Source organism: Nonomuraea sp. 3-1Str (assembly GCF_031570565.1).
GTDB lineage: Bacteria > Actinomycetota > Actinomycetes > Streptosporangiales > Streptosporangiaceae > Nonomuraea.
In genome coordinates this window covers 571601-593652 of sequence record NZ_JALHBK010000001.1, presented here as the reverse complement: position 1 = coordinate 593652, position 22052 = coordinate 571601, and the positions used below count along the sequence as shown (strand labels likewise).

Annotated in this window: 26 protein-coding genes; 13 read left to right on the top strand and 13 right to left on the bottom strand. The window is 71.0% G+C overall.

Translation table 11 applies throughout. From position 1 onward, the window contains the following. Positions 1–46 precede the first annotated feature (46 nt). The gene (locus MTP10_RS03145; RefSeq protein WP_310707406.1) at positions 47–505 is read left to right on the top strand and encodes a rhodanese-like domain-containing protein; all 459 of its coding nucleotides are present in this window, start codon (positions 47–49) and stop codon (positions 503–505) included. A gap of 110 nt (positions 506–615) precedes the next feature. Next, a complete protein-coding gene (locus MTP10_RS03140) occupies positions 616–1440 on the top strand; it encodes a patatin-like phospholipase family protein (RefSeq protein ID WP_310707405.1) in 825 nt (274 codons plus the stop codon). Positions 1441–1827: 387 nt separating this feature from the next. On the opposite strand, the gene MTP10_RS03135 is transcribed toward MTP10_RS03140, so the two are convergent. The 4 genes from MTP10_RS03135 to purD all read right to left on the bottom strand — a co-directional run bounded on the left by MTP10_RS03135 (position 1828) and on the right by purD (position 6742). Further along, the gene (locus tag MTP10_RS03135) at positions 1828–3117 is read right to left on the bottom strand and encodes a GTP cyclohydrolase IIa (RefSeq protein WP_310707404.1); all 1290 of its coding nucleotides are present in this window, start codon (positions 3115–3117) and stop codon (positions 1828–1830) included. Positions 3118–3319: 202 nt separating this feature from the next. Then, positions 3320–4585, bottom strand: coding sequence for a UDP-N-acetylglucosamine 1-carboxyvinyltransferase (gene murA / locus MTP10_RS03130; protein WP_310707403.1), 1266 nt, complete (start codon positions 4583–4585; stop codon positions 3320–3322). 82 nt (positions 4586–4667) lie between these two features. Beyond that, positions 4668–5504 carry a phosphoribosylaminoimidazolesuccinocarboxamide synthase gene (locus MTP10_RS03125; protein ID WP_310707402.1) on the bottom strand — a complete coding sequence of 279 codons (837 nt, stop codon included), beginning with the start codon at positions 5502–5504 and terminating at the stop codon, positions 4668–4670. Continuing rightward, positions 5504–6742 carry a phosphoribosylamine--glycine ligase gene (gene purD / locus MTP10_RS03120; protein WP_310707401.1) on the bottom strand — a complete coding sequence of 413 codons (1239 nt, stop codon included), beginning with the start codon at positions 6740–6742 and terminating at the stop codon, positions 5504–5506. Before purD ends, MTP10_RS03125 begins: the two co-directional genes overlap by 1 nt. A 335-nt stretch (positions 6743–7077) precedes the next feature. On the opposite strand from purD, the gene corA reads away from it, so the two are divergent. Then, positions 7078–8181 (top strand): magnesium/cobalt transporter CorA, encoded by a 1104-nt coding sequence (corA, locus tag MTP10_RS03115; RefSeq protein WP_310707400.1) that lies wholly within the window; start codon positions 7078–7080, stop codon positions 8179–8181. Positions 8182–8352: 171 nt separating this feature from the next. Here corA and MTP10_RS03110 read toward each other — a convergent pair whose 3' ends face one another. The 3 genes from MTP10_RS03110 to MTP10_RS03100 all read right to left on the bottom strand — a co-directional run bounded on the left by MTP10_RS03110 (position 8353) and on the right by MTP10_RS03100 (position 9409). Then, positions 8353–8706, bottom strand: a complete 354-nt coding sequence (locus tag MTP10_RS03110) for a hypothetical protein (RefSeq protein WP_310707399.1) — start codon at positions 8704–8706, stop codon at positions 8353–8355. Then, positions 8703–9173, bottom strand: a complete 471-nt coding sequence (locus tag MTP10_RS03105; protein ID WP_310707398.1) for a hypothetical protein — start codon at positions 9171–9173, stop codon at positions 8703–8705. Before MTP10_RS03105 ends, MTP10_RS03110 begins: the two co-directional genes overlap by 4 nt. Positions 9174–9274: 101 nt before the next feature. Continuing rightward, positions 9275–9409 carry a hypothetical protein gene (locus MTP10_RS03100; protein ID WP_310707397.1) on the bottom strand — a complete coding sequence of 45 codons (135 nt, stop codon included), beginning with the start codon at positions 9407–9409 and terminating at the stop codon, positions 9275–9277. Positions 9410–9500: 91 nt separating this feature from the next. Between MTP10_RS03100 and MTP10_RS03095 the strand changes: the two genes are divergently transcribed. Beyond that, positions 9501–9797 carry a TetR-like C-terminal domain-containing protein gene (locus tag MTP10_RS03095; protein ID WP_310707396.1) on the top strand — a complete coding sequence of 99 codons (297 nt, stop codon included), beginning with the start codon at positions 9501–9503 and terminating at the stop codon, positions 9795–9797. Between the two features lie 107 nt (positions 9798–9904). After that, positions 9905–10105 carry a hypothetical protein gene (locus MTP10_RS03090; protein ID WP_310707395.1) on the top strand — a complete coding sequence of 67 codons (201 nt, stop codon included), beginning with the start codon at positions 9905–9907 and terminating at the stop codon, positions 10103–10105. A gap of 105 nt (positions 10106–10210) precedes the next feature. On the opposite strand, the gene MTP10_RS03085 is transcribed toward MTP10_RS03090, so the two are convergent. Both MTP10_RS03085 and MTP10_RS03080 read right to left on the bottom strand, forming a co-directional pair. Next, positions 10211–10633 (bottom strand): PIN domain-containing protein, encoded by a 423-nt coding sequence (locus MTP10_RS03085; RefSeq protein WP_310707394.1) that lies wholly within the window; start codon positions 10631–10633, stop codon positions 10211–10213. Then, a complete protein-coding gene (locus MTP10_RS03080) occupies positions 10630–10866 on the bottom strand; it encodes a hypothetical protein (protein WP_310707393.1) in 237 nt (78 codons plus the stop codon). The genes MTP10_RS03085 and MTP10_RS03080 overlap by 4 nt, the downstream gene beginning before the upstream one ends. Before the next feature lie 270 nt (positions 10867–11136). On the opposite strand from MTP10_RS03080, the gene MTP10_RS03075 reads away from it, so the two are divergent. From MTP10_RS03075 to MTP10_RS03060, 4 genes are all read left to right on the top strand, one after another. Further along, positions 11137–12453 (top strand): hypothetical protein, encoded by a 1317-nt coding sequence (locus tag MTP10_RS03075; protein WP_310707392.1) that lies wholly within the window; start codon positions 11137–11139, stop codon positions 12451–12453. Positions 12454–12474: 21 nt separating this feature from the next. Next, a complete protein-coding gene (locus MTP10_RS03070; protein ID WP_310707391.1) occupies positions 12475–13551 on the top strand; it encodes a CU044_5270 family protein in 1077 nt (358 codons plus the stop codon). A 41-nt stretch (positions 13552–13592) separates the two neighbouring features. Further along, positions 13593–14414: a sugar nucleotide-binding protein gene (locus MTP10_RS03065; protein WP_310707390.1), complete on the top strand. Its 822-nt coding sequence runs from the start codon at positions 13593–13595 to the stop codon at positions 14412–14414. Positions 14415–14842: 428 nt separating this feature from the next. Next, on the top strand, positions 14843–15142 hold the full coding sequence (locus MTP10_RS03060; RefSeq protein WP_310707389.1) for a helix-turn-helix transcriptional regulator: 300 nt from the start codon (positions 14843–14845) through the stop codon (positions 15140–15142). Positions 15143–15261: 119 nt separating this feature from the next. On the opposite strand, the gene MTP10_RS03055 is transcribed toward MTP10_RS03060, so the two are convergent. Together MTP10_RS03055 and MTP10_RS03050 are read right to left on the bottom strand one after the other, a co-directional pair. Further along, positions 15262–16380 (bottom strand): NAD(P)/FAD-dependent oxidoreductase, encoded by a 1119-nt coding sequence (locus MTP10_RS03055; RefSeq protein ID WP_310707388.1) that lies wholly within the window; start codon positions 16378–16380, stop codon positions 15262–15264. Beyond that, the gene (locus MTP10_RS03050) at positions 16377–17240 is read right to left on the bottom strand and encodes an NAD(P)H-binding protein (RefSeq protein ID WP_310707387.1); all 864 of its coding nucleotides are present in this window, start codon (positions 17238–17240) and stop codon (positions 16377–16379) included. The genes MTP10_RS03055 and MTP10_RS03050 overlap by 4 nt, the downstream gene beginning before the upstream one ends. Positions 17241–17476: 236 nt before the next feature. Here MTP10_RS03050 and MTP10_RS03045 point away from each other — a divergent pair, with 236 nt between their 5' ends. The 3 genes from MTP10_RS03045 to MTP10_RS03035 are packed head-to-tail and all read left to right on the top strand — an operon-like array spanning position 17477 to position 19828. Then, positions 17477–18313: an alpha/beta hydrolase gene (locus MTP10_RS03045; RefSeq protein WP_310707386.1), complete on the top strand. Its 837-nt coding sequence runs from the start codon at positions 17477–17479 to the stop codon at positions 18311–18313. Next, positions 18306–18878 (top strand): TetR-like C-terminal domain-containing protein, encoded by a 573-nt coding sequence (locus MTP10_RS03040; RefSeq protein ID WP_310707385.1) that lies wholly within the window; start codon positions 18306–18308, stop codon positions 18876–18878. The genes MTP10_RS03045 and MTP10_RS03040 overlap by 8 nt, the downstream gene beginning before the upstream one ends. Beyond that, entirely contained in the window at positions 18875–19828 is a 954-nt protein-coding gene (locus tag MTP10_RS03035) for an Lrp/AsnC family transcriptional regulator (RefSeq protein ID WP_310707384.1), read from the top strand. Before MTP10_RS03040 ends, MTP10_RS03035 begins: the two co-directional genes overlap by 4 nt. Positions 19829–19849: 21 nt before the next feature. Here MTP10_RS03035 and MTP10_RS03030 read toward each other — a convergent pair whose 3' ends face one another. Together MTP10_RS03030 and MTP10_RS03025 are read right to left on the bottom strand one after the other, a co-directional pair. Beyond that, on the bottom strand, positions 19850–20755 hold the full coding sequence (locus MTP10_RS03030) for a glycerophosphodiester phosphodiesterase family protein (protein ID WP_310707383.1): 906 nt from the start codon (positions 20753–20755) through the stop codon (positions 19850–19852). 70 nt (positions 20756–20825) lie between these two features. Beyond that, positions 20826–21245, bottom strand: coding sequence for a GNAT family N-acetyltransferase (locus MTP10_RS03025; RefSeq protein ID WP_310707382.1), 420 nt, complete (start codon positions 21243–21245; stop codon positions 20826–20828). 86 nt (positions 21246–21331) lie between these two features. Between MTP10_RS03025 and MTP10_RS03020 the strand changes: the two genes are divergently transcribed. Next, positions 21332–22024, top strand: coding sequence for a GNAT family N-acetyltransferase (locus tag MTP10_RS03020; protein ID WP_310707381.1), 693 nt, complete (start codon positions 21332–21334; stop codon positions 22022–22024). The last annotated feature ends 28 nt before the right edge of the window (positions 22025–22052 follow it).

Below are 22052 nucleotides of genomic sequence, written 5' to 3'. Positions count from 1 at the left end.
GTCCGCCCCGACGACGCATCCGCCCGACGATGGGAGTCCACGCACCATGTCCGCCGTCACCGCCGTACCGCCCGCCGCCAACGCCGCGGCGCTCGCCCACTTCGCCGGCCGCCTCGCCTTCGAGACCGACGTCTCGGACGTGGCCGCCGACCTGGCCGCCGCCGTGCCCAGCATCGTCGTCGTCGACTCCCGCAGCCGGGAGAGCTGGGAGCAGGGCCACATCCAGGGCGCCGTCCACCTGCCCACCGCGGAGATCGCCGCGCGGGCCGCGGAGGTGATCCCCGCGGGCGCCACGGTCGTGACCTACTGCTGGGGCCCCGGGTGCAACGGCGCGACGCGGGCCGCGCTGGAGATGGCCAAGCTCGGCCACCCGGTCAAGGAGATGATCGGCGGCTTCGAGTACTGGGCGAGGGAGGGCTTCCCGGTGGAGACCGCCTCAGGGGTCGCCCGGCGCCCCGTGGACGCCCTCACGGCCCCGGTCACGGGCATCGCCTGCGCGTGCTGACCGCCGAACCGGGAGGCGCCCGCGACGCCACCATCTTCGACGGCGGATGACGATGTCATAGTGGACAGCTGTCAGATATCGCCGCCTTCTTCGGATGGGTGAGGAACGTCATGAGCGAGATCAAGCGGGCATTGGTGCTGGGTGGCGGAGGCGTGGCCGGAATCGCCTGGACCACCGGCGTCCTGGCAGCCCTGGCCGCCGACGGAGTGGACGTTCCCGCCACCGCTGACAAGATCATCGGCACCTCGGCCGGTTCCGCGGTAGCCGCCCAGATCACCAGCGGTCTCTCGATGCCGGAGCTCCTCGAACGCCAGACGAACCCCGCACTCCAAGCCCCCGAGCTCAGGAGTGGCGTGGAGATGGACCAGCTCTGGGCCGTCATGCAGGAGATCTACGAGAGCTCCAGGGACCGGGTGGAGCGGCTGCGCGGGTTCGGCGCGATGGCCCTGGCCGCGGACACGGTCCCGGAGGCCGAACGCCGCCGGGTGATCGAGGGCCGCCTGCCCGTCCACACCTGGCCGGAACGCGACCTCGTCATCGTGGCGGTGGAGGCGCTCACAGGGGAGACCGCCCTGTTCGGCCCCGGCTCGGGCGTGGAGCTGGTCGACGCGGTCGCGGCGAGCTGCGCGATCCCGGGCGTCTGGCCGCCGGTGACCATCGACGGCGTACGGTACATCGACGGCGGCGTGCGCTCGGCCGCCAACGCCGACCTCGCTTCCGGCCACGACCGGATCCTCGTCATCGCGCCGATGCCGGAGCCGGTCGAAGGTTTCGAGGCCACGGGCGGCAAGGTCGAGGTGGTCGGACCTGACGAGGCGTCACTGGCGGCATTCGGCGCCGACCCCCTGGCTCCCGAAGTGCGAGGCCCCGCCGCCGAGGCCGGATACGCCCAGGGCGCCGCTCTGGCGGCCCGCATCGCCGAACTGTGGGGATGAACCGGTCCAAACCGGTGCGGCCCCCGGGAGGCCAGGAAATGTTGGCGCCCCCGTCCGAATCCCGTCGATCGGGGGCGACCGAGAACATACCCCGATCCGCAACGGTCAACCAACAGCCTCGCCACCAAGGCCCCAAAAATCCAGGGGACAGCCCATTGGGGGGCAAAGTCCGGTTACGCCGGTCTCGTTCTTCGGAGGCCACGGCCCACGGGACGTCGTGACGGCGCCCCGCCACCACCCGGTCAGAGGGCGTCTCCCTGGAGGCCCTCAGCCCTGTGCGGTGGGTGGGGGCAAGGCGGCTGTGCCGTGACGGATGGGTGGGTGAACGCGGCGGGCCCGCCGCCCGGAAGGACGGCGGGCCCGGTGCTCGGTGGGGTCGGCGCGCGGTCAGCGCGGCCCGAGCTTCTCCACGATGAGCCGGTAGAGCTGGCGCGGACGCCCCGGCTGCGGCGTGCGGTTCGGCGGAAGCGGCCACGCGAGTCCCTCGTCAACCAGCGTGCGCAGCAACCGCCGAGCCGTACGCGGCGTGACGCCCAGCATCTTGCCGGCGCCCTCCGCGTCCACGACCGTGTCCCCGCCCTCCAGCTTGGCCGCCAGGCGGGCCAGCACCTCGACGCCCTTGGGCTTGAGCGTCCCGGCGCCCGTGGGCGGCATCCGCGGGGCCGGGATCAGCGCTCGGCCCTCCCTGTCCACCGCGAACCCCTGGGCCTGCTTGCCCGCCTGGGTGCGCGCCAGCGCGGCCCGCGCGTGCGCCTCCGCGTCGTGCGCGGTGCGGCCCATGCCCACCCCCACCTCGACGGCCAGCCCCAGCTCCTCGCGGATCCTGGCGGCGAACGGCAGCACCCTGAACCCGTCGGTGGCCGCCGTGATCGAGCCCCGGGTCGCCGTGACCAGGTAGCTGTGATCGTCGATCGGCCACACCGTGGCGTTGATGCGGTTCGCCTCCTGCACCAGTAACCGGTGCAGGGACAGCCGCAGCTCGTCGCGCCAGTAACGCGGCGCGGCCCGGCGTACGGGCTCACGCAGCGTCGGCACCTCCACCAGCACCACCGTGAGCTGTGACTCCTCCAGCCGGTGGTGGGCGCCGAGCAGCGCCGCCGTGTGCAGCGCGCTGCGCACGGCCGCCGACGTGGGCCTGATCCTGATGGCGGGCACGCCCGCCGTCTGCAGGCGGTCGGCCACCGCCGGCAGGCACGTCAGCGCCCCCGTCGTGGCCCCCTGCCGGTTCAGGCGCTCGTGGTAGGCCGCGATCGTGCCGGTCGCTCCCGGCTCGTCGCGGCTGTGCACGTCGGACGCGGGTATGCCGAGGTCGGTGTACGCCTCTTCCACGTCCGCACGTGACACCACGTCGATGCTCACCCGCTGCGGCTCGATGCGCGGATCCAGTGCCGCCTTGGCCAGCGCCGCCACCAGGGCCGCGCCGCCGAGCTGCACGTACGTCGCCGGCATCGTCAGCACACCCGAACGCCTGGCCAGGTCATAGGGGACCGGGCTGGCGAACAGGCACGCGTCCACGCCGGGACCGAGCCGTGTCACCTTGTCGGGCGCCTCCTGCTCATCGCGGTACGCCGCGGCCACGAGGCGACAGGGCAGAGGCGCGGCTGCGTGCCCCATCAACATGACGCGCTCGACCAGATCGTGGGGCCCGACCACGCCAATGGTGAGGTCCGGTGTCATGGCGCCCGGGCGCGACACTCGAGTTGTTTCTTCGGCCCTCTCGACCAATGTTCGTCCCATCCTGCCGTAAAGTTGCAGTGCTCTCTTTTGGAACGATCGCTCGCGAGGGCCGTAATGTCACGCCCGACTTTTCCGGAAAGTCGTTCAGCTTGGCCGCGTGGGAAGAAGTTCTAGCAGCTCAGAGAGGATTTCCCGGCCATTTTCAACCTTCAGAAATCTCTCGTGTAATGTCCGCTCCGAGTGCCCGCATTCGGTCGGCGAGATGCGCGTGGCCGCGGTCGATGAGGTATCCCGACTCGATGAGGGTCTCGCCCTCGGCCGCCAGTCCCGCGAGCACCAGCGCGATGCCCGAGCGAAGGTCGTGAGCGGTCACCCGCGCGCCCGTCAACGGGGTCGCCCCCCGCACGATCGCCCGGCTGCCGTCGACCTCCACGTCGGCGCCCATCTTGTTCAGCTCGCCGGCCAGCGCGAAGCGGCCGTCGAAGATGCGCTCGTGGATGTAGCTGGTGCCGTCGGCCAGCGCCGCGACCGTCATCATGGGCGACTGGAGGTCGGTGGCGAAGCCGGGGTAGGTGTCGGTGATGATGTTGATCGGGCGCAGCGGCCGGTCGCAGCGCACCTTCAGCACCGCGCCCTGCCGGGCGAAGTCGACCCCCATCTGCTCCAGCTTGTAGCGGACCACGCCCAGGTCGAGGCCGGTGCCGACGAGGCTCAGCTCGCCGCCGGTGATGGCCGCGGCCATGGCGAACACGCCCGCGTCGAGCCGGTCGGGCATCACGGTGTGCTCGACGGCGTGCAACTCCTCGACGCCCTCGACGGTGATGAAGCCGGTGCCGCCGCCGCTGATGCGGGCGCCCATCTTGGTCAGCATGTCGATGACGTCGAGGACCTCGGGCTCCAGCGCGGCGTTCTCGATCACGGTGGTGCCCTTGGCCAGGGCGGCGGCCATGATGAGGTTCTCGGTGCCGGTGTGGGAGGGCGTGTCGAGGTAGAGGGTGGCGCCCGTCAGGCCCGACGCCTTCACGTGGATGACGGTCTCGCCCTCGTCCACGACCGCGCCGAGGCGCTTGTAGCCGAGGTAGTGGAAGTCGAGGTTGCGGCTGCCCAGGTTGCAGCCGCCGACGCCCTCGACGATCGCCTCGCCCAGCCGGTGCAGCAGCGCGGGCGTGAACAGCACGGAGCCGCGGAAGCGCCGGGCGATCCGGGCCGGCAGCACGGCCTTGTCGAGCCTGGAGGCGTCGATGACCAGCGTCCGCTCCGCCTCGTGCAGCTCCACATGGGCGCCCACGGCCTCGGCCAGCTCGACGGCCCGGCGCACGTCCTCGATGATCGGCACGTTGCGCAGGACCGTGCGGCCCTGCGGCACGAGAAGAGCGGCGCCGATCATGGGCAGCACGGCGTTCTTCGCGCCCTGGATGAAGGCGGTTCCACGCAGGGCGTTGCCACCGCGCACGCGGTAACGGACCATTTCCGGCGGCTCCTCGGAAGTCATCGGTGGGGGCGGGGGATCGGGCCAACAGTAGCCGCTCGCACCACCTGCCCCAGCCGAATCACCTGTTAAAGGAACTGCCGGTGATGCGTTCGTACGCCTCCAGGTAGCGCTGCCTCGTCTGCTCGACCACCTTGTCCGGAAGAGGCGGCGGCGGGTTCCCCGAGGATTTGTCCCATCCTGATTCGGGCGACATTAGCCAATCGCGGACAAATTGCTTATCGAATGACGGCTGCGCACGCCCGGGCGTCCATCCGTCGGCCGGCCAGAAACGCGACGAGTCGGGGGTGAGCACCTCGTCCCCGAGCGTGAGCACGCCGTCGGAGTCCCAGCCCAGCTCGATCTTGGTGTCGGCCAGGATGATGCCGCGCTCCCGCGCGATCTCCGCGCCGCGCGTGTAGACGGCCAGCGTGATGCGGCGCAGCTCCGCCGCCGTCTCCTCGCCCACCTGCTCGACGACCTGCTCGTACGAGATCGGCTCGTCGTGCTCGCCCATCGGCGCCTTGGTCGACGGCGTGAAGATCGGCTCGGGCAGCCGGGAGCCGTCCTCCAGGCCCTCGGGCAGCCGCACGCCCGACACCGCCCCGTCGCGCCGGTAGTCGGCCAGGCCGCCGCCCGCGAGGTAGCCGCGGGCCACGCACTCGACCGGGACCATCCGCAGCGGCCGGCACAGCACGCTGCGCGCGTCGGGGCCGGGAGCGGCGATGTGGTTGGGGATCACGTCCGCGAGCTGCTCGAACCACCACAGCGAGAGCTGCGTGAGCACGGCGCCCTTGTTCGGGATGCCGGGCTCCAGCACGTGGTCGAAGGCCGAGATCCGGTCCGAGGCGACCATGAGGAGCAGCCCGTCGGGCGCCTCGTACAGGTCGCGAACCTTGCCCGAGTGCAGGTGCCTCATCACACGTCCTCCATGCCCGAGCCGGCGATGTCCGTACGGTGGAAGGAGCCGCGCAGCTCGATGCGGGCCACCAGGTCGTAGGCGTGGCGCCGCGCGGTGCGCTGGTCGGGCCCGGTGCCGACGACGCTGAGCACGCGCCCGCCGTCGGAGACGACCTCGCCGTCCACCCGCCGGGTGCCCGCGTGGATCACGTACGCGTCGTCCGTGGGCTCCAGCCCCTTGATCGGGTCGCCCTTGACCGGCGCCTCCGGGTAACCCTCGGCCGCGACCACCACGGTCACCGCGGACCCCTCGCGGAAGGTGGGCGCGGCGTGCTCGGCCAGCGTGCCGGTCGCGCAGGCCAGCAGCAGCGCGCCGAGCGGCGTCTCCAGCCGGTCGAGCAGCACCTGCGCCTCCGGGTCGCCGAAGCGCGCGTTGAACTCCACGACCTTCGGGCCCTTGGCGGTCAGCGCCAGGCCGACGTACAGCACGCCCTGGTACGGCAGGCCGCGCCGGGCCAGCTCGCCGATCGTCGGGTGGACGACCTCGCGCATCACCTGCTCGGTCAGCCCCTCGGGCGCCCAGGGCAGCGGCGTGTAGGCGCCCATGCCACCGGTGTTGGGGCCCTGGTCGCCGTCGTAGGCGCGCTTGAAGTCCTGGGCGGGCTGCAACGCCACCGCGGTCGTGCCGTCGCACAGCGCGAACAGTGACACCTCGGGCCCGTCGAGGAACTCCTCGACCACCACCCGCTCGCAGGCCCGCGCGTGCTCCAGCGCGTGGTCGCGGTCGCCCGTCACGACCACGCCCTTGCCGGCGGCCAGTCCGTCGTCCTTCACCACGTACGGCGCCCCGAACTCGTCGAGCGCCGCGGCCGCCTCCTCGGGCGTGGAGCAGGTACGGGCCCGGGCCGTGGGAACGCCGGCGGCGGCCATGACGTCCTTGGCGAACGACTTGGAGCCCTCGATCATCGCGGCGTCCCCGGACGGCCCGAAGCACGGGATCCCGGCGGCGCGCACGGCGTCGCCCACCCCTGCCACCAGCGGAGCCTCGGGACCCACGACCACGAGGTCGGCGCCGAGCCGGGTGGCCAGATCGGCCACCTGCTCCGGGTCGGTGGGGGTGACGGCGTGCAGGGTGGCGACCTCCTCGATGCCCGGATTGCCCGGGGCACAGTGGAGGTCGGTGACCTGGGGGTCGAGTTTGAGTGAGCGGCACAGGGCGTGCTCACGCCCGCCGGATCCGATGACTAGAACGCGCACGCGCCCATTCTCGCAGCTACCGCCGTCCGCCCCGCATCCACGTGGGCCGGAGGCCGTATGGGGAACTTCCCTGATGGCCGGGCCGCCATGCGGGTATCGTCGGCTTGGTTCTCACCGCCTGTGGTAGCTTGGGGCGGCTATGTGCGTCTCGTGTGATTGGAGGTGGTCCGGGATGAATCCTGGTGATCCCAGCAGTACGTGCTCGTTCACGTACACCATCAATACCCCCGACCACTCCAATCCGGCAGCCTGATCGTGCCTCCACGCATTTGTGTTGATTGAGGTGACTTTTCGTCGCGCGTGGAGCGTGCCAGGTCGGGCGGAAAGGGACTGCCATGCGCTCGTCCACGCTTTTCCGTCGCATCAACCGTCACCCGGTTCAGCCGCACTCCCAGCGCCAGCACTCCAAGCTGCTGCCTGAGGTCCGCGTGCCCCACTCCATCGTCGAGTACGGCGCCTACATCGACGGCAAGAAGACCGGGGCCGTCGGCATCCCCGAGTCGCTGCGCCTCGTCCGCGAGCACAACGCCGGCGCCGCCAAGCCCAGCGCCTTCCTCTGGGTCGGCCTGCACGAGCCCGAGGCGCCCGAGGTCGAGTGGCTGGCCGGGGTGTTCGGACTGCACCCGCTGGCCGTCGAGGACGCCGTCAAGGCCCACCAGCGTCCCAAGGTCGAGCGCTACGGCGACTCCCTGTTCATGGTGCTCAAGACCATCGCGTACCTCGACCACGACGAGCTGACCGCCACCAGCGAGATCATCGCGACGGGCGAGATCATGGTGTTCCTGGGCGCCGACTTCGTGGTGACCGTACGGCACGGCGAGCACTGCCCCCTCACCGAGGTGCGCGAGCGCCTCGAAGAGCGTCCCGAGCTCATCACCCGCGGCCCGGCCGGCGTGCTGCACGCCATCTCCGACCACGTCGTCGACCGCTACCTCCAGGTGGCCGACCTCATGCAGATGGAGCTGGAGGAGGTCGAGGCCACGGTCTTCGCCGACGTCAGCTCCCGCGACATCAACCGCATCTACCAGCTCAAGCGGGAGATGCTGGAGCTCAAGCGCGCGGTCACGCCGCTGCAGCACCCGCTTGCGGCGCTGCCCCAGCGGCGCGTCATCCCCTCGGAGATGCGCGAGTACTTCCGCGACGTCGGCGACCACCTGTCCCGCGTCTGCGAGCAGGTCGAGTCCTCCAACGAGCTGTGCAGCTCCATCCTCCAGGCCGCCCTGGCCCGCTCGAACGCCCTCGCGAACGAGGACATGCGCAAGATCTCCTCCTGGGTCGCCATCCTGGCCGTCCCCACGATGATCGCCGGCATCTACGGCATGAACTTCGACTTCATGCCCGAGACCAAGCAGGTCTGGGGCTACCCGGCGGTCCTGGCCATCATGATCACCGCCTGCGTCCTCCTCCACCGCGGCTTCCGCCGCAACGGCTGGCTCTGAAGGGACCCTCTCGGCAAGGCCCTCGCTGACGGGGGCACTCAAGGCATGGCCCTCGCTCCGCTCGGACGCCCCACCGGGGGCTACGCCCCAGGTGGGGGCCTACCGGCCCCCACACCCCCGGCCCTTGCCGATGGAAACGGCTGTTTGTCGTGGCACCGCTTCAGATATTGATCAATCGGTATCCTTCGGATGTCGGGGGGATGCGTAGATCACCCAAACAGTGCGGGCGGCGTCGTCTATGACATAGCGAACGCGGCCGCCGTTGGTGACCTCGAACTCCCACTGCTCCAGGTTCTTGCCATTGTGACGATGTGTCGCCATATCGCCGCGCAGACGATGCTGCCGCTCATGATTCGCGCGAGAGCGCGGGTCGGCGCGTAGCGCCTCGAAGCATCGGCGTGTATTGGTCAGGGCGTGACGGCACAGTTCTTCCCACCCTGTGACGGCGTCACTGTCGCCGAACCGTAGATCCCACTCGTCGCCAGAGGGCGGCACCGTGACCCGATCCCCGCGTTTCGGGCTCATGCCGAAATCTCTACCGGCCCGTAGTCACCGCTCGTCGCCTTGCGGGCCTCGGCATAGTGCGCGGGATCGGCCTTGATCCGAGCGGTGGCGCGCCAGCCGGCGATGACCTCCTGTGTAGTGGCATCCACGTCGAGTTCGACGGCATCGGACAGGGCCTCGACCAGTTCGAGAGTGAATGCGCGGAGTTCGTCGGAGGTGAGGTGGCGAACCCATGGAAAGACCTCTGGCATGGCGATGACCAGCATGCGGGCTGTCGGATCGTGCTTGAGCAGCGCGAGGAACAGCCGGGATGCCGTGGTCAGGGTCTCCTCGCGCCGCTCCTCGCGGTCCGCGGCGGTCAAGTAGAAGTCCGGAGCGTCACGATGGGTGACGCGTACGCGGCCCAGGCGGACTGCGCGTTGAGCGACGGCTCGGGGGTTGCGGGAGAGGTCGGAGAAGGTCACTGAGTCGGCTTGGCTGGTGCTCACCCCATCATGCTAAGTCAGAACACGTTCTGATGTCGGCGTTGTGAAACTCGCCGTGGACGTGATGTGGCCGCACGAACGCCGATCCACGTCCGTTGCGGACCTCACCTGTGGTCGCGGAGGAAGGCGGAGATGTCGGCGGGGGTCGGGTAGTTCCGCTGAGGCGACGGCTCGCCCTGGAGGAACGCCGTGATGACGGCGGCGGCGCGCTCGTTGTTGTCGTCGAGACCGTTCCACATATGGTGTCCGACACCGGGCATGTACTGGGTTCGCTCGATGGTGGGGACGGCGGCGATCCCGGAGCGCGCGCCGTCCGTGAGAACGATGAGGATGCGGCGGGGACGCGAGCACCGCCACATCTACACGGCGTTGTTCGGCGGCGTGCAGAGCTTCGAACCGTCCGGCGACGTGGGTGCCGCAGATCCCGTCAGGCCGCTCATCGAGGCGATAGACCGCGCTCTGTCGGCCTCCGTGCTCTCGGGCGACGCGACCTCCATCGCGCTCTCACTCTGGGTGACCCTGCACGGGCTGGTGACTCTCGAACTGGCTGGCGCCCTCGACACCGCCACGGCCGAGACCACGTTCCGCTCCACGATCCCCGCCGCGCTGCGTGGTTCGGCGGCTTGACTCCGCAGCGTCAGCCTACGCAGCCCTCAACTGTCCCTCCGCCGCGGCGGCCGTCGTCGTGGCTCTGGGCACCGGCGGAATGCGCTTCGGACCCTCGTCTGTCGGCGGTGTTCCAGCACCGTGCTCCGACAGCGCCGACCTCGTTCGAGCGCGAGACGCTGGAGCTTGAGCCCGGCGAGTGGATCGTCCAGGTGCTCCGTGCGAGTTACTCGATCGAGGACACGCCGGTCCACGTACTGGAGACCATCTGCGCCGCCAACCGGCACGTCTTCCCGATCGGCCAGGTCTCCGGGTACGACGAATTCTGAGCGACCGACCTGCGATCCGGCATCCCGGTGCGCACGCAATTGAAGAAACGAGAGGGGGCGCGCACGAGCCGAAGTTTCGCCCATGGTGCTGCACCGCAGATCGGTCTACCCGGGGAGTAAGGTCAGGGCGGGCACGTGGATCGGACGGACCACGGAGAAGTCCCGGACATCGATCGTCATCACGTCGGTGACCCGCATCCGCTCCGCCACGGCCACTACTGAGGCATCTGCGGAGCCCAGGGGAAGATCGTTATACCGCTCGACGAGGACCGCGATTCTCGAAAGATCTGACTCCGTGAGATCGACGAGCCGAAACCAGCCGGACTCAAGGAGCCGGAGGAACGCCGCCTCCGCTCTCGCGCCGCCAAGCTTGCCGATCATGTAGCAGCTCTCGCCGGCGACGAAACTGGGGACGAGCAGTGGCCGGTCGGCGCTGCGAAGCCGCGTGAACTCATGTACGCAACGCTCGTGGTTCTTGTCGTCCCGGAAGGTGGCGGCCACGATCGGGCCCGTGTCGACTACGATCACGCTTCGTGACCGTAGCCCTCCCCAATGATTTCTTCCACCCGTTCGGAGGCGTCGCTCCGGCCTGCTTGAAAGGCGCCGAAGAGGGTCGGCAGACCGTCAGGGCCGAGCTCCGGCTCCTCGGTGCGTGAATGGACGAGCTGGAGGAGCCGCGCGTGCTCTTCACGCACCTGATCTGGCCGGAGCTGGTCGACCAGCCGGTGAAGATCTTCGTACTCTTCCTGCGGTGCCGTCATGCTGTCGAGTTTACGGCGCGATCGCGGACTACAGGAGGTTGGCGGCAATCAACGACCGGTAGCCCGCTCCAGTCGCTCAGCCGATGACCCGCGCAGTCCTCGCAAGCCGCTGCACAACCTTCGACCCGGCCGTGTGGTGTCCTAGGGTTCGGTGTCGTGTCTCGACGATCATGGATTTTGTGGAGTGCGGCATTACTGGTCACCCTGACTCCCCGAGTCTTCTTCTGGATCCGATCGCTCCTGACCGGAGACGAGGGTGGCCGGGGCTACGTGTGGATGTCGGGGGGTTCGTGCCTGGGCGACCAGATCAACGAGCTGATCAGATCACCGGAACGCATGGCCAGGATTCTGCCCCTCTTCTGGTACGGCGGCGCGCCGATGATCGTCGTGACCTTCGCCTGCTGGCACGTGAGCGTGCGGACCGGGCGTGACCGGCTCGGCAGGATCATCGCCCGCTCAGGCGCCGTGACCCTTCTCCTCTTGCGACTCCCCGAGCTGCTGCTGTTCACGCTCGACGGGGCGCTGGGCCAGGAATGCATGGACGCGTGGGGCCCACCCGAGATAGCGACCCGGAACGCGGGCATGGACCTCTACTTCCTGGTGCCGCCGATCCTGGTCCTGCTCGCGGTGCGCCCCGCTCGCCGCGGTTTCGTCAGGAGAGGCCGCTTCGCCCGTACGGTGGTCGCGGTCCTGACGCTGATGACGACCCTTCTGGTCGTGGACCAGGCGGCCGCTTCCGGCAGGGTGAGCAGCGACCGGGAGCTCGACTGCGGCGGTTTCGGCAACGGCACCGTCCATGACGTGACCAAGGCGGAAAAGGACTTCCTGTGCCGGGTCCGCGGCTACGACTCGTTCATGGACGACGGCATCGAAAGCTGGGCGCAGGTTCCCGATCGGGTGGTCCTGACGCAGGGTCGTCACCTGTGCCGTCTCGCCGAACAGCACGGCGGCGACACCGGCGCCCCCGCCGTGCGCGAGGCACCCCACGCGGCGCTGGCCGGCGCACTGGCACCGTTGTGCCCCGCGGTGGCCCGCGCCCAGGAGCTGGCCGGCCAGCGCCAACAGGCGGCACATGCCGCGTACTTCGCCGAGAAGGAGAAGGCCTGCGCCGCGCACCCCGCCCACCGCCCGAAGATCAAACCGGTCCGGCAGCACCGCGCCACCATGTGGACCGAGTTCTGGAATATCGGCGGATGGGAGGACGGATACGAAGACAGCGTCCCCGACCTGGTCAAGGAGTTGGTCGGAAGCGAACCGGGCGCGCTGGCCGTCTGGGCCGCCGACGAGATCGGCCACGCTTGCGTGACCACCGAGTCCTACACCCGGCGGCCGCCGCTGGAGACCAAGGGGTGGAAGGAAGTGGTCGAGGTCGCCTACGAAAGCCCGACCGGTTCGCTGACCCTGGTCGACGGCGAGGGGGAGACATCGCCCAAGCTGACGACCAGCGGCCCCGGGTCCTACCGGGTTCGGGTCCACCTACGCGGCCGTGACCTCGTCCACCAGGTTCCCTACCCTCCGGACGGCGCCGTCGAGCTGCTGATCATGGTGTTCCCCGGCGAGCGGAAGGAGCCGACCGTCTACCGGTGACGGTGTGCTTCAGAAGGAGCCTTGGCACCGTCGCTGCGCCGCCCCGGCGGAAGCGGACAACAATCCTGCCCGTCGGACCTGGTACGCCGGGGACGCCGAGCCAGGAGGACCCGTGCTGTGGTGGGCGCCATCGCGGGAACGGGTCTTGCCGCGGCAGCCGTCGTCGTGGCTCTGGGCGCCGGCGGGGTCGGCCCTGCCGCCACGCCGCCGAGTACGGCTCCGGTGGCGAGTGGGCCGCGCTCCGGAGACGGTTCGCCGCCCTCGCGCCTCCCCGGTTCGAGATCTCTCGACGCCCGCTCCGTGCTGCTGGCCGCGGCCGAGACCGCCGCCCGTGAGCCGGCCACGTCGGGCCACTACTGGTACACCCGTCAGCGCATCTCCCAGCCGGTGCGTCGCCTGCCGAAGGACATCGGAAAGCCGGGACGCCAGGAGATACCGTTCTCGGCGACCGTGGCGACTACCCAGGACAGCTGGTACGCGAGCGACAGAGGCGCGCCCAGCCGGACCGTGACCGGCCAGAACCCGAAGGCTGCCTTCGCCTCCCCGGAGGACGAGGCGAAGTGGAGGCGACTGGGCTCGCCCGCGCTGGTCGAGGAGAAGCCGTCGACCAACGACTACGACATGGCACTGTTCTTCCAGATCGGCACACACCGCTTCACGGCCCGGCAACTGCTCGAACTGCCGGCCGAGAAGGACAGCCTGGAGAGCCGGTTGCGGCGGCTGTACGACGAGGAGCCCCCAGACGAATGGTCGCCCGCCAAGCCGGAGTTCACCGACTACGTGTGGTCGACGGCGCAGGACCTGCTGGCCGGGCCGATCAGTCCCGGGACCCGCTCCGCCCTCTACCGGGTGCTCGCCGAACAGCCCGCGATCAGGTCGCTGGGAGGGGTCACCGATGCGCAGGGCCGCACCGGGACCGCCCTGGCCAGGACGGTAGCAGGGGAGGGTGAGGGCGAGTCCCGACTGATCGTGGACGACGGCACGGCGGAGCTGCTCTCCTTCGAGTTCCGCTCGCGAGGGGAATCGTCGCCGACAATGCAGGTCACCTACGAGGACATGGGCTGGGTCGACAGCCTGGGCGAGCGCGTGTCCGGGTAGGACGAGTTCGGACTGAGTGACCGAGCGACAGGTGATCGTCCATGAGAATTCTCATCGTCGGGGGCAGTGGTTTCCTCGGCAGTGAGCTGGCCCGGCAGTCCGTCGCCGGAGGGCACGTGGTGGCTGCGACCTGCCTGTCCCGTCCCGGGAAGGTGGAAGGCGTCGAGTGGTCGGCGCTGGACGTCCGTGACCGGGAGGCCGTCGCCGCTCTGGTCGGCGCCTTCCGGCCTGATGTGGTGGTCAACGCCGCGTTCCGGCAGGCGGACTGGACGGTGACGGCGGACGGCGCCGCTCATGTGGCCCTCGCGGTCTCGGCGGCCGGTGGGCGGTTGGTGCACGTGTCCAGCGACGCCGTCTTCTCGGGGAGGGCGGTCACCTACGCGGAGGAGTGCGTGCCGGATCCCGTCTCCCCGTACGGGGCGGCGAAGGCGGCGGCCGAAGTGGCCGTCCGGGCGATCGCGCCGGCGGCGGTGATCGTCCGTACGTCTCTGATACTCGGGGACGGGCGGTCCGGGCATGAGTCCTTCGTGCGCGACCTGGCGACCGGCCGTAGGCAGGGGACGCTGTTCGCGGACGACGTACGCTGCCCGGTGCACGTCGGCGATCTCGCCGCCGCCCTGCTGGAGCTCGCGACCTCCGGCCGTCAGGGGGTCCACCACGTGGCCGGAAGCGACGCGGTGAGCCGGTACGAGCTCGGCTGCCTGGTCGCGCGCCGAGACGGGCTCGATCCGTCCCGTCTGGCGCGGGGGCGACGTGCCGACACGGACCTGACGGGGCCGCTCGACGTACGACTGGACTGCACGGTGACGCAGCGGTTCCTGAGGACGCGGCTGCGGGGCGCACGGGAGTTCCTCCAGCCGTGACAGGGCCGGTGGGCGGGGTCAGCGGGTGGGGCCAAAGGGCATGGCCCTCGCTCCGCTCGGACGCCCCACCGGGGGCTACGCCCCAGGCAGGGGCCTACCGGCCCCCACACCCCCGGTCCTGGCCGACTTTGTTCGGCGCGGTGCACCAGAGCAAGATTCGGTCCAGCCGACATTCACGGGATGCGGCGCTTATGACGTTGCTGTCATGAACTGGGCAGAGAAAGCTTAGGGGGCTCCGCTTCCATCTCGATCGTGAGGCCGTACGGATCAGCTACTGGATCGCGCCAGGCAGATGCACCATCTTGCTGAAGGTGTTCCGAAAGCAGCGGGTGCGTGAGAAGGCTGAGGTTGAGCGGGCGATGAGCGGCGATGAGGGCAATGTGGCGTTGCCTGGCCGAGGCCCACACAGCGGACGAGGAGTGAGCGGTATGGCCGAACGGAAGGCGTGGTCCGACAAGCGCGCCGAGATCATGAGCCACCCTGGAGCCCGAGAGGGTTACGAAGCCGCCAGGATTCGATTCGAGCTTGGGGAGGCGGTCCGGCGCCGCCGTGAAGAGCTCGACCTCACACAAGCTCAGCTCGCTGAGCGGGCAGGCCTTCTCCAGCCTGCGGTGGCGCGGTTCGAGGCGGGCGGCAGCATGCCTACCATCCCCCTCCTGGAGCGCCTGGCTGAGGCCTTGGAGCTGCGGCTGAGCGTCACGTTCGAGCCGCTGCGCGAAACCGGCTGACATCTCCACCGGCCGAACGCCTTCATGGCCCGGCGAGGTCAGCGTTTGCGGGCCAGGGTGATGCCGTCGCGGACGGGCGGCATCACGCACACCGAGCCGTACAGGCTGCTGCTCGGCCTCTACCGGGCCGACATCCCCCGCCTGCCGCCCGGCGAATGAGCCGGCCCGAGGAGGGCCGGAAGGGGGTCCTGGCCGAGGAAGCGGGCTCCGTTGGCGGCCGAGTCGCGGACGGCCGCGAAGCCGTACTCGACCATCTCCCCCTCGTACGCCCGCAGCGCGTCCAGAGGATCGCCGCCGCGGGCCAGGGCCGCGGCGAGGGCGGTCGCGTCGCGCAGGGCGATGCCGGCTCCCGCCCCCGCCGCCGGGCTCATGGCGTGGGCGGCGTCACCCAGCAGCGTGACCCGGGTGGTCGGCCACGCCGGGACCGGCACGCTGGTGCGCAGCTCCAGCGGGAAGACCTCCGTCCAGCGGGCGATCATCTCGTGGACGCGGGGGTGCCAGCCGGGCGTCATGGCCAGGACCATGGCGCGGAGCTGTTCCTGGCTCAGCTCGTCCAGGCCGGCCGGGAGGTCCTCGGCGCGGGCGCTGAACGAGAAGGTCGTGTAGTCCCGGGTGGGCGCGACGCCCACCACCCGGTGGCCGGACCCGGAGATCGCGGTAAACACGTTGCCCATGTCGTCCGCCAGGCCGTGCGGGATCTTGCCGTAGAGCTGGACCAGGCCTGTGGCGACGACCCGGGCATGCGGCAGGTACTGCCGGCGCACCGCGGAGTTGACGCCGTCGGCGCCGACGAGCACGTCGCCCGTGGCGGCGGACCCGTCGGCGAACAGCGCCGTCACCCCGTCCGGCCGCGCGTCGAAGGCCGTCAGACGCCGGCCGAACGTGACCGCGTCCTCCACCTCGGCCAGCAGCGCCCGGCGCAGGGTCTCCCGGTCGACGGCCAGGTGCCGGCCGTGCTGCCCCATCTCCACGACGTCGAGGACCTTCAGCGCCGGGTCGAGCCGGACGAAGCGCGGCCGCGGCACGTGGGCGGTGGCCAGGAACTCCTCCCACCGGTCGGGCGGCAGCACGGCGGTGAGGGCCTGGATGCCCGTCTCGCCCAGGTGCAGGCGGTAGCCCTGCCGGCGGGTGTTCAGCGCCGGGTCGCGCTCGTGGACGGCCACCTCGATCCCGGCCCGGCGCAGCGCGCCGGCCAGGCACAGCCCGCCCAGCCCCGCGCCGGCGACGATCACTTTCACGCGGGGAACCTCTCGAACGCGCCGGCGTGCTCGGCGGCCCAGGCGGCCAGCGTCGCCGGGGGCGTCCCCGTGACGTCCTCGACCGTGGTGGTGGGGGCCGGGGGCGGGGCAGAGGTCATCTTCGCGTACCCGGCGAGCAGCTCGTCCACGAAGGAGTCCGGGAAGGACGGATCGGCGAGCAGCCGCTCACGCTCCTCAGCCACGGAGAGCTCCACCCAGCGCAGGGGGCGGCCGATCGCCTCGCCGATCACCCGTACCTGCTCGGCCTGCGTCAGCGCCTCGGGGCCCGTCAGGTCGTAGCGGCGTCCCCCGTGCCCGGACCCGGTCATCGCCGCGACCGCGACCGCGGCGATGTCGTCCTCGTGGATCGGCGTCATGGTCACCGAGCCGTACGCTCCCCGGACCGTGTCGCCGGCCCTGATCTGGTCGCTCCACCACAGGGTGTTGGTCATGAACGTGCTGGGGCTCAGCACCGTCCACTCCACGCCCGACTGCTCGATCAGGTGCTCCACGGTGGCGTGCCAGCGGGCGACCGGGTTCGGCTGCTCCTCCGGCGGCAGCCCGGGACGCACGCCGCCGCCGGTCATGAAGACCACGCGGCGGACGTTCCGCTTGATCGCCTCGACGAACGGGCCCGCCTGCTCGGCCGAGTGGAACGGCCACATCAGGAACACCGCCTCGACGTCCTCCAGGACGCCGGGCGCGGTCAGGTCGGGGGCGACCACCTCGACTCCCTCGGGCAGTCGCGCCGACTCGGGGCGGCGGCTGGTGGCGCGCACGGCGGCCCCTGACCAGGAAAGTCGCTCAGTCACTCGCCTGCCGACGTTACCGGTGGCGCCGAAAACCAGATATGTGCTCATGGCTCAACAATCGTCCCGGTAGCACGGGTGACGCAGCTCGGAGCCGGTCTAATGATGATTTCCGGCACGAGATCGGGAAATTTGGCGAAAAGCGGCTAAGTCGCGGCGATCGGCCCAGCTCTCGTGCATGCTCGGCGACTCGATGGGCGCGCCGCCCCCGGCTGATCGGCTGTTGACAGGCGTTGGCTAATAACAGTAGCTTTAAGGCAATAGAGATTAGCCAACAGGAGGACGGCATGACCCAGTACCTGGAGATCGAGGGCGGTCGGCTGGCTTACGACGTGGCCGGTGAGGGGCCGCTCGTCGTGCTGGCGCACGGGATCGGGAACGGCCGGGAGGCGTACCGCTTCCTGGCGCCCCTCCTGGTGGCCGCCGGCTACCGGGTCGTGACGGTCGACATGCGCGGTCACGGCGAGTCCAGCCTCGACTGGCCGTCCTACACCCGCATGGACGTCGCGGGTGACCTGCTGGCCCTGGTACGCCACCTGGGGGGCCCGGCCGTCATCGCCGGCCACTCCTTCGCCGGCGGCGCGGCCACCATCGCGGCGGCGCTCGCGCCCGACCTGGTCAGCGCCGTCGTCGAGATCGCCCCGTTCACGCGGGCGCAGAAGTCCGACCTCGGGGGCCTGCTGCGCAACGGCCGGCACCGCAAGGGGATCAGGCTGCTGATGAGCGCGGGGATGCTGCGCAGCGTGAAGCTGTGGCGCAGCTACCTCGACCACGCGTACCCGGGCGCCAGGCCCGCGGACCACGAGGCGTACATGTCCGCGCTCGTCGCCGCGCTCAGCCGTCCCGGCCGGATGGGCGTGGTCGCCAAGATGGGCATGTCCGCTCCGACCGACGCCGGCGCCCAGCTCGCGAACCTCCGCGTCCCCGCTCTGGTCCTCATGGGTACGCTCGACCCCGACTGGGCCGACCCCGAGGCCGAGGCGAAGGGAATCGTCGCCGGCATGCCGGCCGGGCTGGGTACGGTGGTGATGGTCGAGGGCGCGGGCCACTACGCCCACACCCAGTTCCCCGAGGAGGTCGCCGAGGCCATGCTGCCCTTCCTCAAGGAGCACGCCCGTGGCTAGGGCCGGCCTGTCCCGGGACGCGGTGGTCGATCTCGCCCTGCGGATCATCGACGAGGAAGGCGCGGCCGCGGTCACGCTGGCGGCGGTGGCCGGCCGCGCGGGCGTCGCCACGCCGTCCCTCTACAAGCACGTGCGCAACCTCGCCGAGCTCAACACCCTCGTGTCCGTACGCGTGATGGACGAGCTGGCGGACCGCCTGCGCGAAGCCGTCCTGGGCCGCTCGGGGGACGAGGCGCTGCGCGCCTGCATGGCCGCCTACCGCGACTACGTCACCGGCAACCCCGGCAGGTACGCCGCCGTCATCCAGGCCGCCCGCCCTGAGCAGGACGAGATGGCCAAGGCGGGCCAGCGGGTGATCGACATCATGCTCGCCACGTTCCGGGGGTACGGGCTGGAGGGCGCGGACGCCATCCACGCGGCGCGGTGCCTGCGCTCGGCCGTCCACGGCTTCGCCGTTCTGGAGAGCGGGGGCGCGTTCGGGCTCCCGCTGGACCTTGACGCCAGCTACGCCCTGCTCGCCGATATGATCATCTCGGGTCTCCCCTCCCCGGCTCCGCGACCATGAGCAGCGGCTCGATGGACGCGCTCGACCTCGCTCTCGTGCATGCCCTCCAGGTCGACGGGCGGGCCCCGTTCAACGGGATCGGCGAGGTCCTGGGCGTCTCCGAGCACACGATCGCCAGGCGCTACCGGAGGCTTCGCGCGCAGGGGCTGCTGCGCATCGTCGGCACGCTCGACGGCACCCTGCTCGGGCACACCTCGTGGGCCGTCCGGCTGGTCTGCACGCCCGACGCCGCCGGGCCCGTGGCCGAGGCGCTGGCCCGGCGTGACGACACGGTGTGGGTGCGCCTGCTGTCCGGCGGCACCGAGATCGTCTGCGGCGTCCACGCCGGCGGCGAGGAGGACGGCGACGCGCTGCTGCTGAAGAAGCTGCCGCGCACGCCGCGCGTCGTGTCCATGACCGCGCACGCGACCCTGCACATGTACGCGGGATGGCGCTCGCGGATCGCCGTCCTCTCCGAGGAACAGGTCGCACGGCTCAGCCCCGCCCCGCCGTCCACGACGGAGGTCTCCTTCAGCGAGCAGGACCTCGCGATGCTGCGGGTGCTCGCCCAGGACGGACGCGCCGGGTACGGCGACCTGGCGGCGGCGGGACGCTGCTCGCAGTCGACGGTACGGCGGCGCGTCGAGCAGCTTCGCGGCGCCGGCGCGCTCAGGTTCGACGTCGAGATCCCGCCGCGGGCCCTCGGCTACCGGGCCGAGGCGTGGCTGTGGATGAAGGTGCGGCCCGCGCGGCTGGCGGAGGTGGGGGCGGCGCTGGCGGAGCATCCGGAGGTGGACGTGGCCGCGGCCATCACCGGCCCGAGCAACCTCATGGCCGGCGTGACGTGCCGCGACACCCAGGACCTGTACCGGTACCTGACCGAGCGGGTCGCGCCCCTGGACGGCGTGCGGGAGGTGGAGACGTCGCCGGTCATCCGCACCGTCAAGCGGGTGGGCGCCGTCCTCCCCTGAGCCGTCCTCCCCTGAAGGGTTTCAGGCGGGGACAGGCCTCAGGGGCTCGACCGGGGCGGGCAGCGGCAGCCCGCGCTCGCGCCACAGCTCCCGCATCCGGTCCGGGTAGTCGGTCACGATGCCGGAGACGCCCAGATCCAGCATGCGCGCCGCGAGCGCGGCGTCGTTGACCGTCCACACCGCCACGTCGAGCCCGGCAGCGGTGGCCTGGGACATCAGGCGCTCGTCCACCATCACGTGCTCGGGCGACAGCGTGGTGGCGCCGGCGTCGCGGGCGGCGGCCGGGACGTCGTCGCCCAGGTCGTCGTGCCAGTGCAGCGTGTCGGGCTCGATCAGCGCGAACCGCCGCGTCCCGGGCGCCATCGCCGCCGCGTGCGTGATGATCCGCCAGTCGAAGCTGAGGACGGCGACGTTGTCCAGCCTGCCGTGCCGGTCGAGCTCCTCGATCACGAGCCCGGTGAACAGCTCCGGGTCGGGGGTCAGCTCGGGCCGGGTCGGGTCGGACTTGAGCTCCACGTGCAGGCGCACGGCGTCCGCCTCGTAGGCGTTCACCAGCCCGAGCACCGCGCCCAGCGTGGGCATGCGGGTCTCCGGGACGGGCACCTGCGTGATGGCGAACGGGTCGTCGGGGTGTCGCGGCAGCCGCACGCCCACGTCGAGCGTGCGCAGCTGGGCGAGCGTGAGGGAGTTGACGGGCTTGCCGACGTACGGGTACGCCGGGTCGCCCGCCCGGACCGGCCGCGTGTCGGCACTGGTCACGGCCGAGACCGTGAGGTCGTGCGTGAGCACGAGCCGCTGGTCCGCGGTGAGGGCGACGTCCAGCTCCAGAGCGTGGACCCCGAGCTCCAGCGTGCGGCTCAGGCCAGGCAGCGTGTTCTCGGGCCAGAGGCCCCTAGCCCCCCGGTGGCCATGTATCTCGACGCGCACACCCGGACCCTACCGGGCGCCCGCCGCCTTCCCGCGCCGCCACGCCGCATCCCTTTTGCCCGCAAAATCCCTACATCGGACCGTCGAAGGCCCAGGTGTAGATCACCTGCTCCCACTCCGGGTCGCCGCCCGTGCCCGAGTACGTCGCCTGGGCCGCCGCGTTGTCCTTGCCCGTCGCCGTCCACAGCCCGTACAGGCCGCGCTCCCGGGCCAGCCGGCCCAGCGCCAGCACCAGTGCCCGCCCGATCCCCTGGCCGCGGAAGCGCTCGTCCACGCCCAGCTCGTACAGGAACATCTCCGTGCCCTTGTCCGGGTGCGTCATCTCCACCCCGGTGACCATCCCGGCGGGCGTGCCGTCCACGTACGCGATGAGCAGGTGGTGCCCCTCGTCCGCCAGGAACCTGCCGGTCGCCTCCCGTCGCGGCGGCGTGTCGAACAGGTGGCCGGCGGCCTCGACGGCCTCGAACGCGGTGACCCGGCGGATGTCCATGGGGTCGAGATTAGATGTCCGGTGTGAGCCGTCGCATGCCTTTTTTGCCTGGATAGCTGCAATCTTCCTGCAATAAGCTGACCGCCATGACACGGGCTCTCAAAACGGTCCGGCCCGCGACCGTACGGGCTTGGGTGGACGGCTGGGTCGTCTCCCGCAACGCCCCCACCCCCGTGCGCGAGCCCTGGGGCCTGAGAGTCGATGTCGGCTTGCCCGGCCACGTGGTCCGCCACGTCGTCCCGGCTCCCACCCCGGCCACCCTGCGCCACCTGACGGCCCTGCCCAGCGCCCCCGGCACGTGGCTGAAGCTCTGCGCGCCGTACGAGGAGGTCGCGCCCTGGCTGCCGCGGCCGTGGGACGTACAGGAGCCGGAGTTCATGATGACCGCCTCGCTCGACCCCGCGCCGCGCACCAGGGGCCTGACCGGCGCGACGGCGGCCGCGCGGGCCGGCGTGGTCGCGCCGGACGGCTACACGCTGGCCGTCACCACGCGGGCCGGCGTCACCGTCGCGCGCCTGCTCACCGCCGCCGGCGAGATGGCCGCGCGGGGGCAGATGGCCATCGCGGGCACCACGGCGGTAGTCGACCAGGTCGAGACCGCGCCGCACCACCGGCGGCGCGGCCTCGGAACCATCGTCATGGGCGCCCTCACCGCGACCGCCGCGGCCGGCGGAGCCACCGACGGAGTGCTGGTCGCCACCCCCGCCGGCCGCTCCCTCTACGAGACTCTCGGCTGGGCCGTCCACACCCCCATGACGGCCGCGGTCCTCACGAGCTGACCGGGGGGCGCCCAGGTGAGCGGGCGCG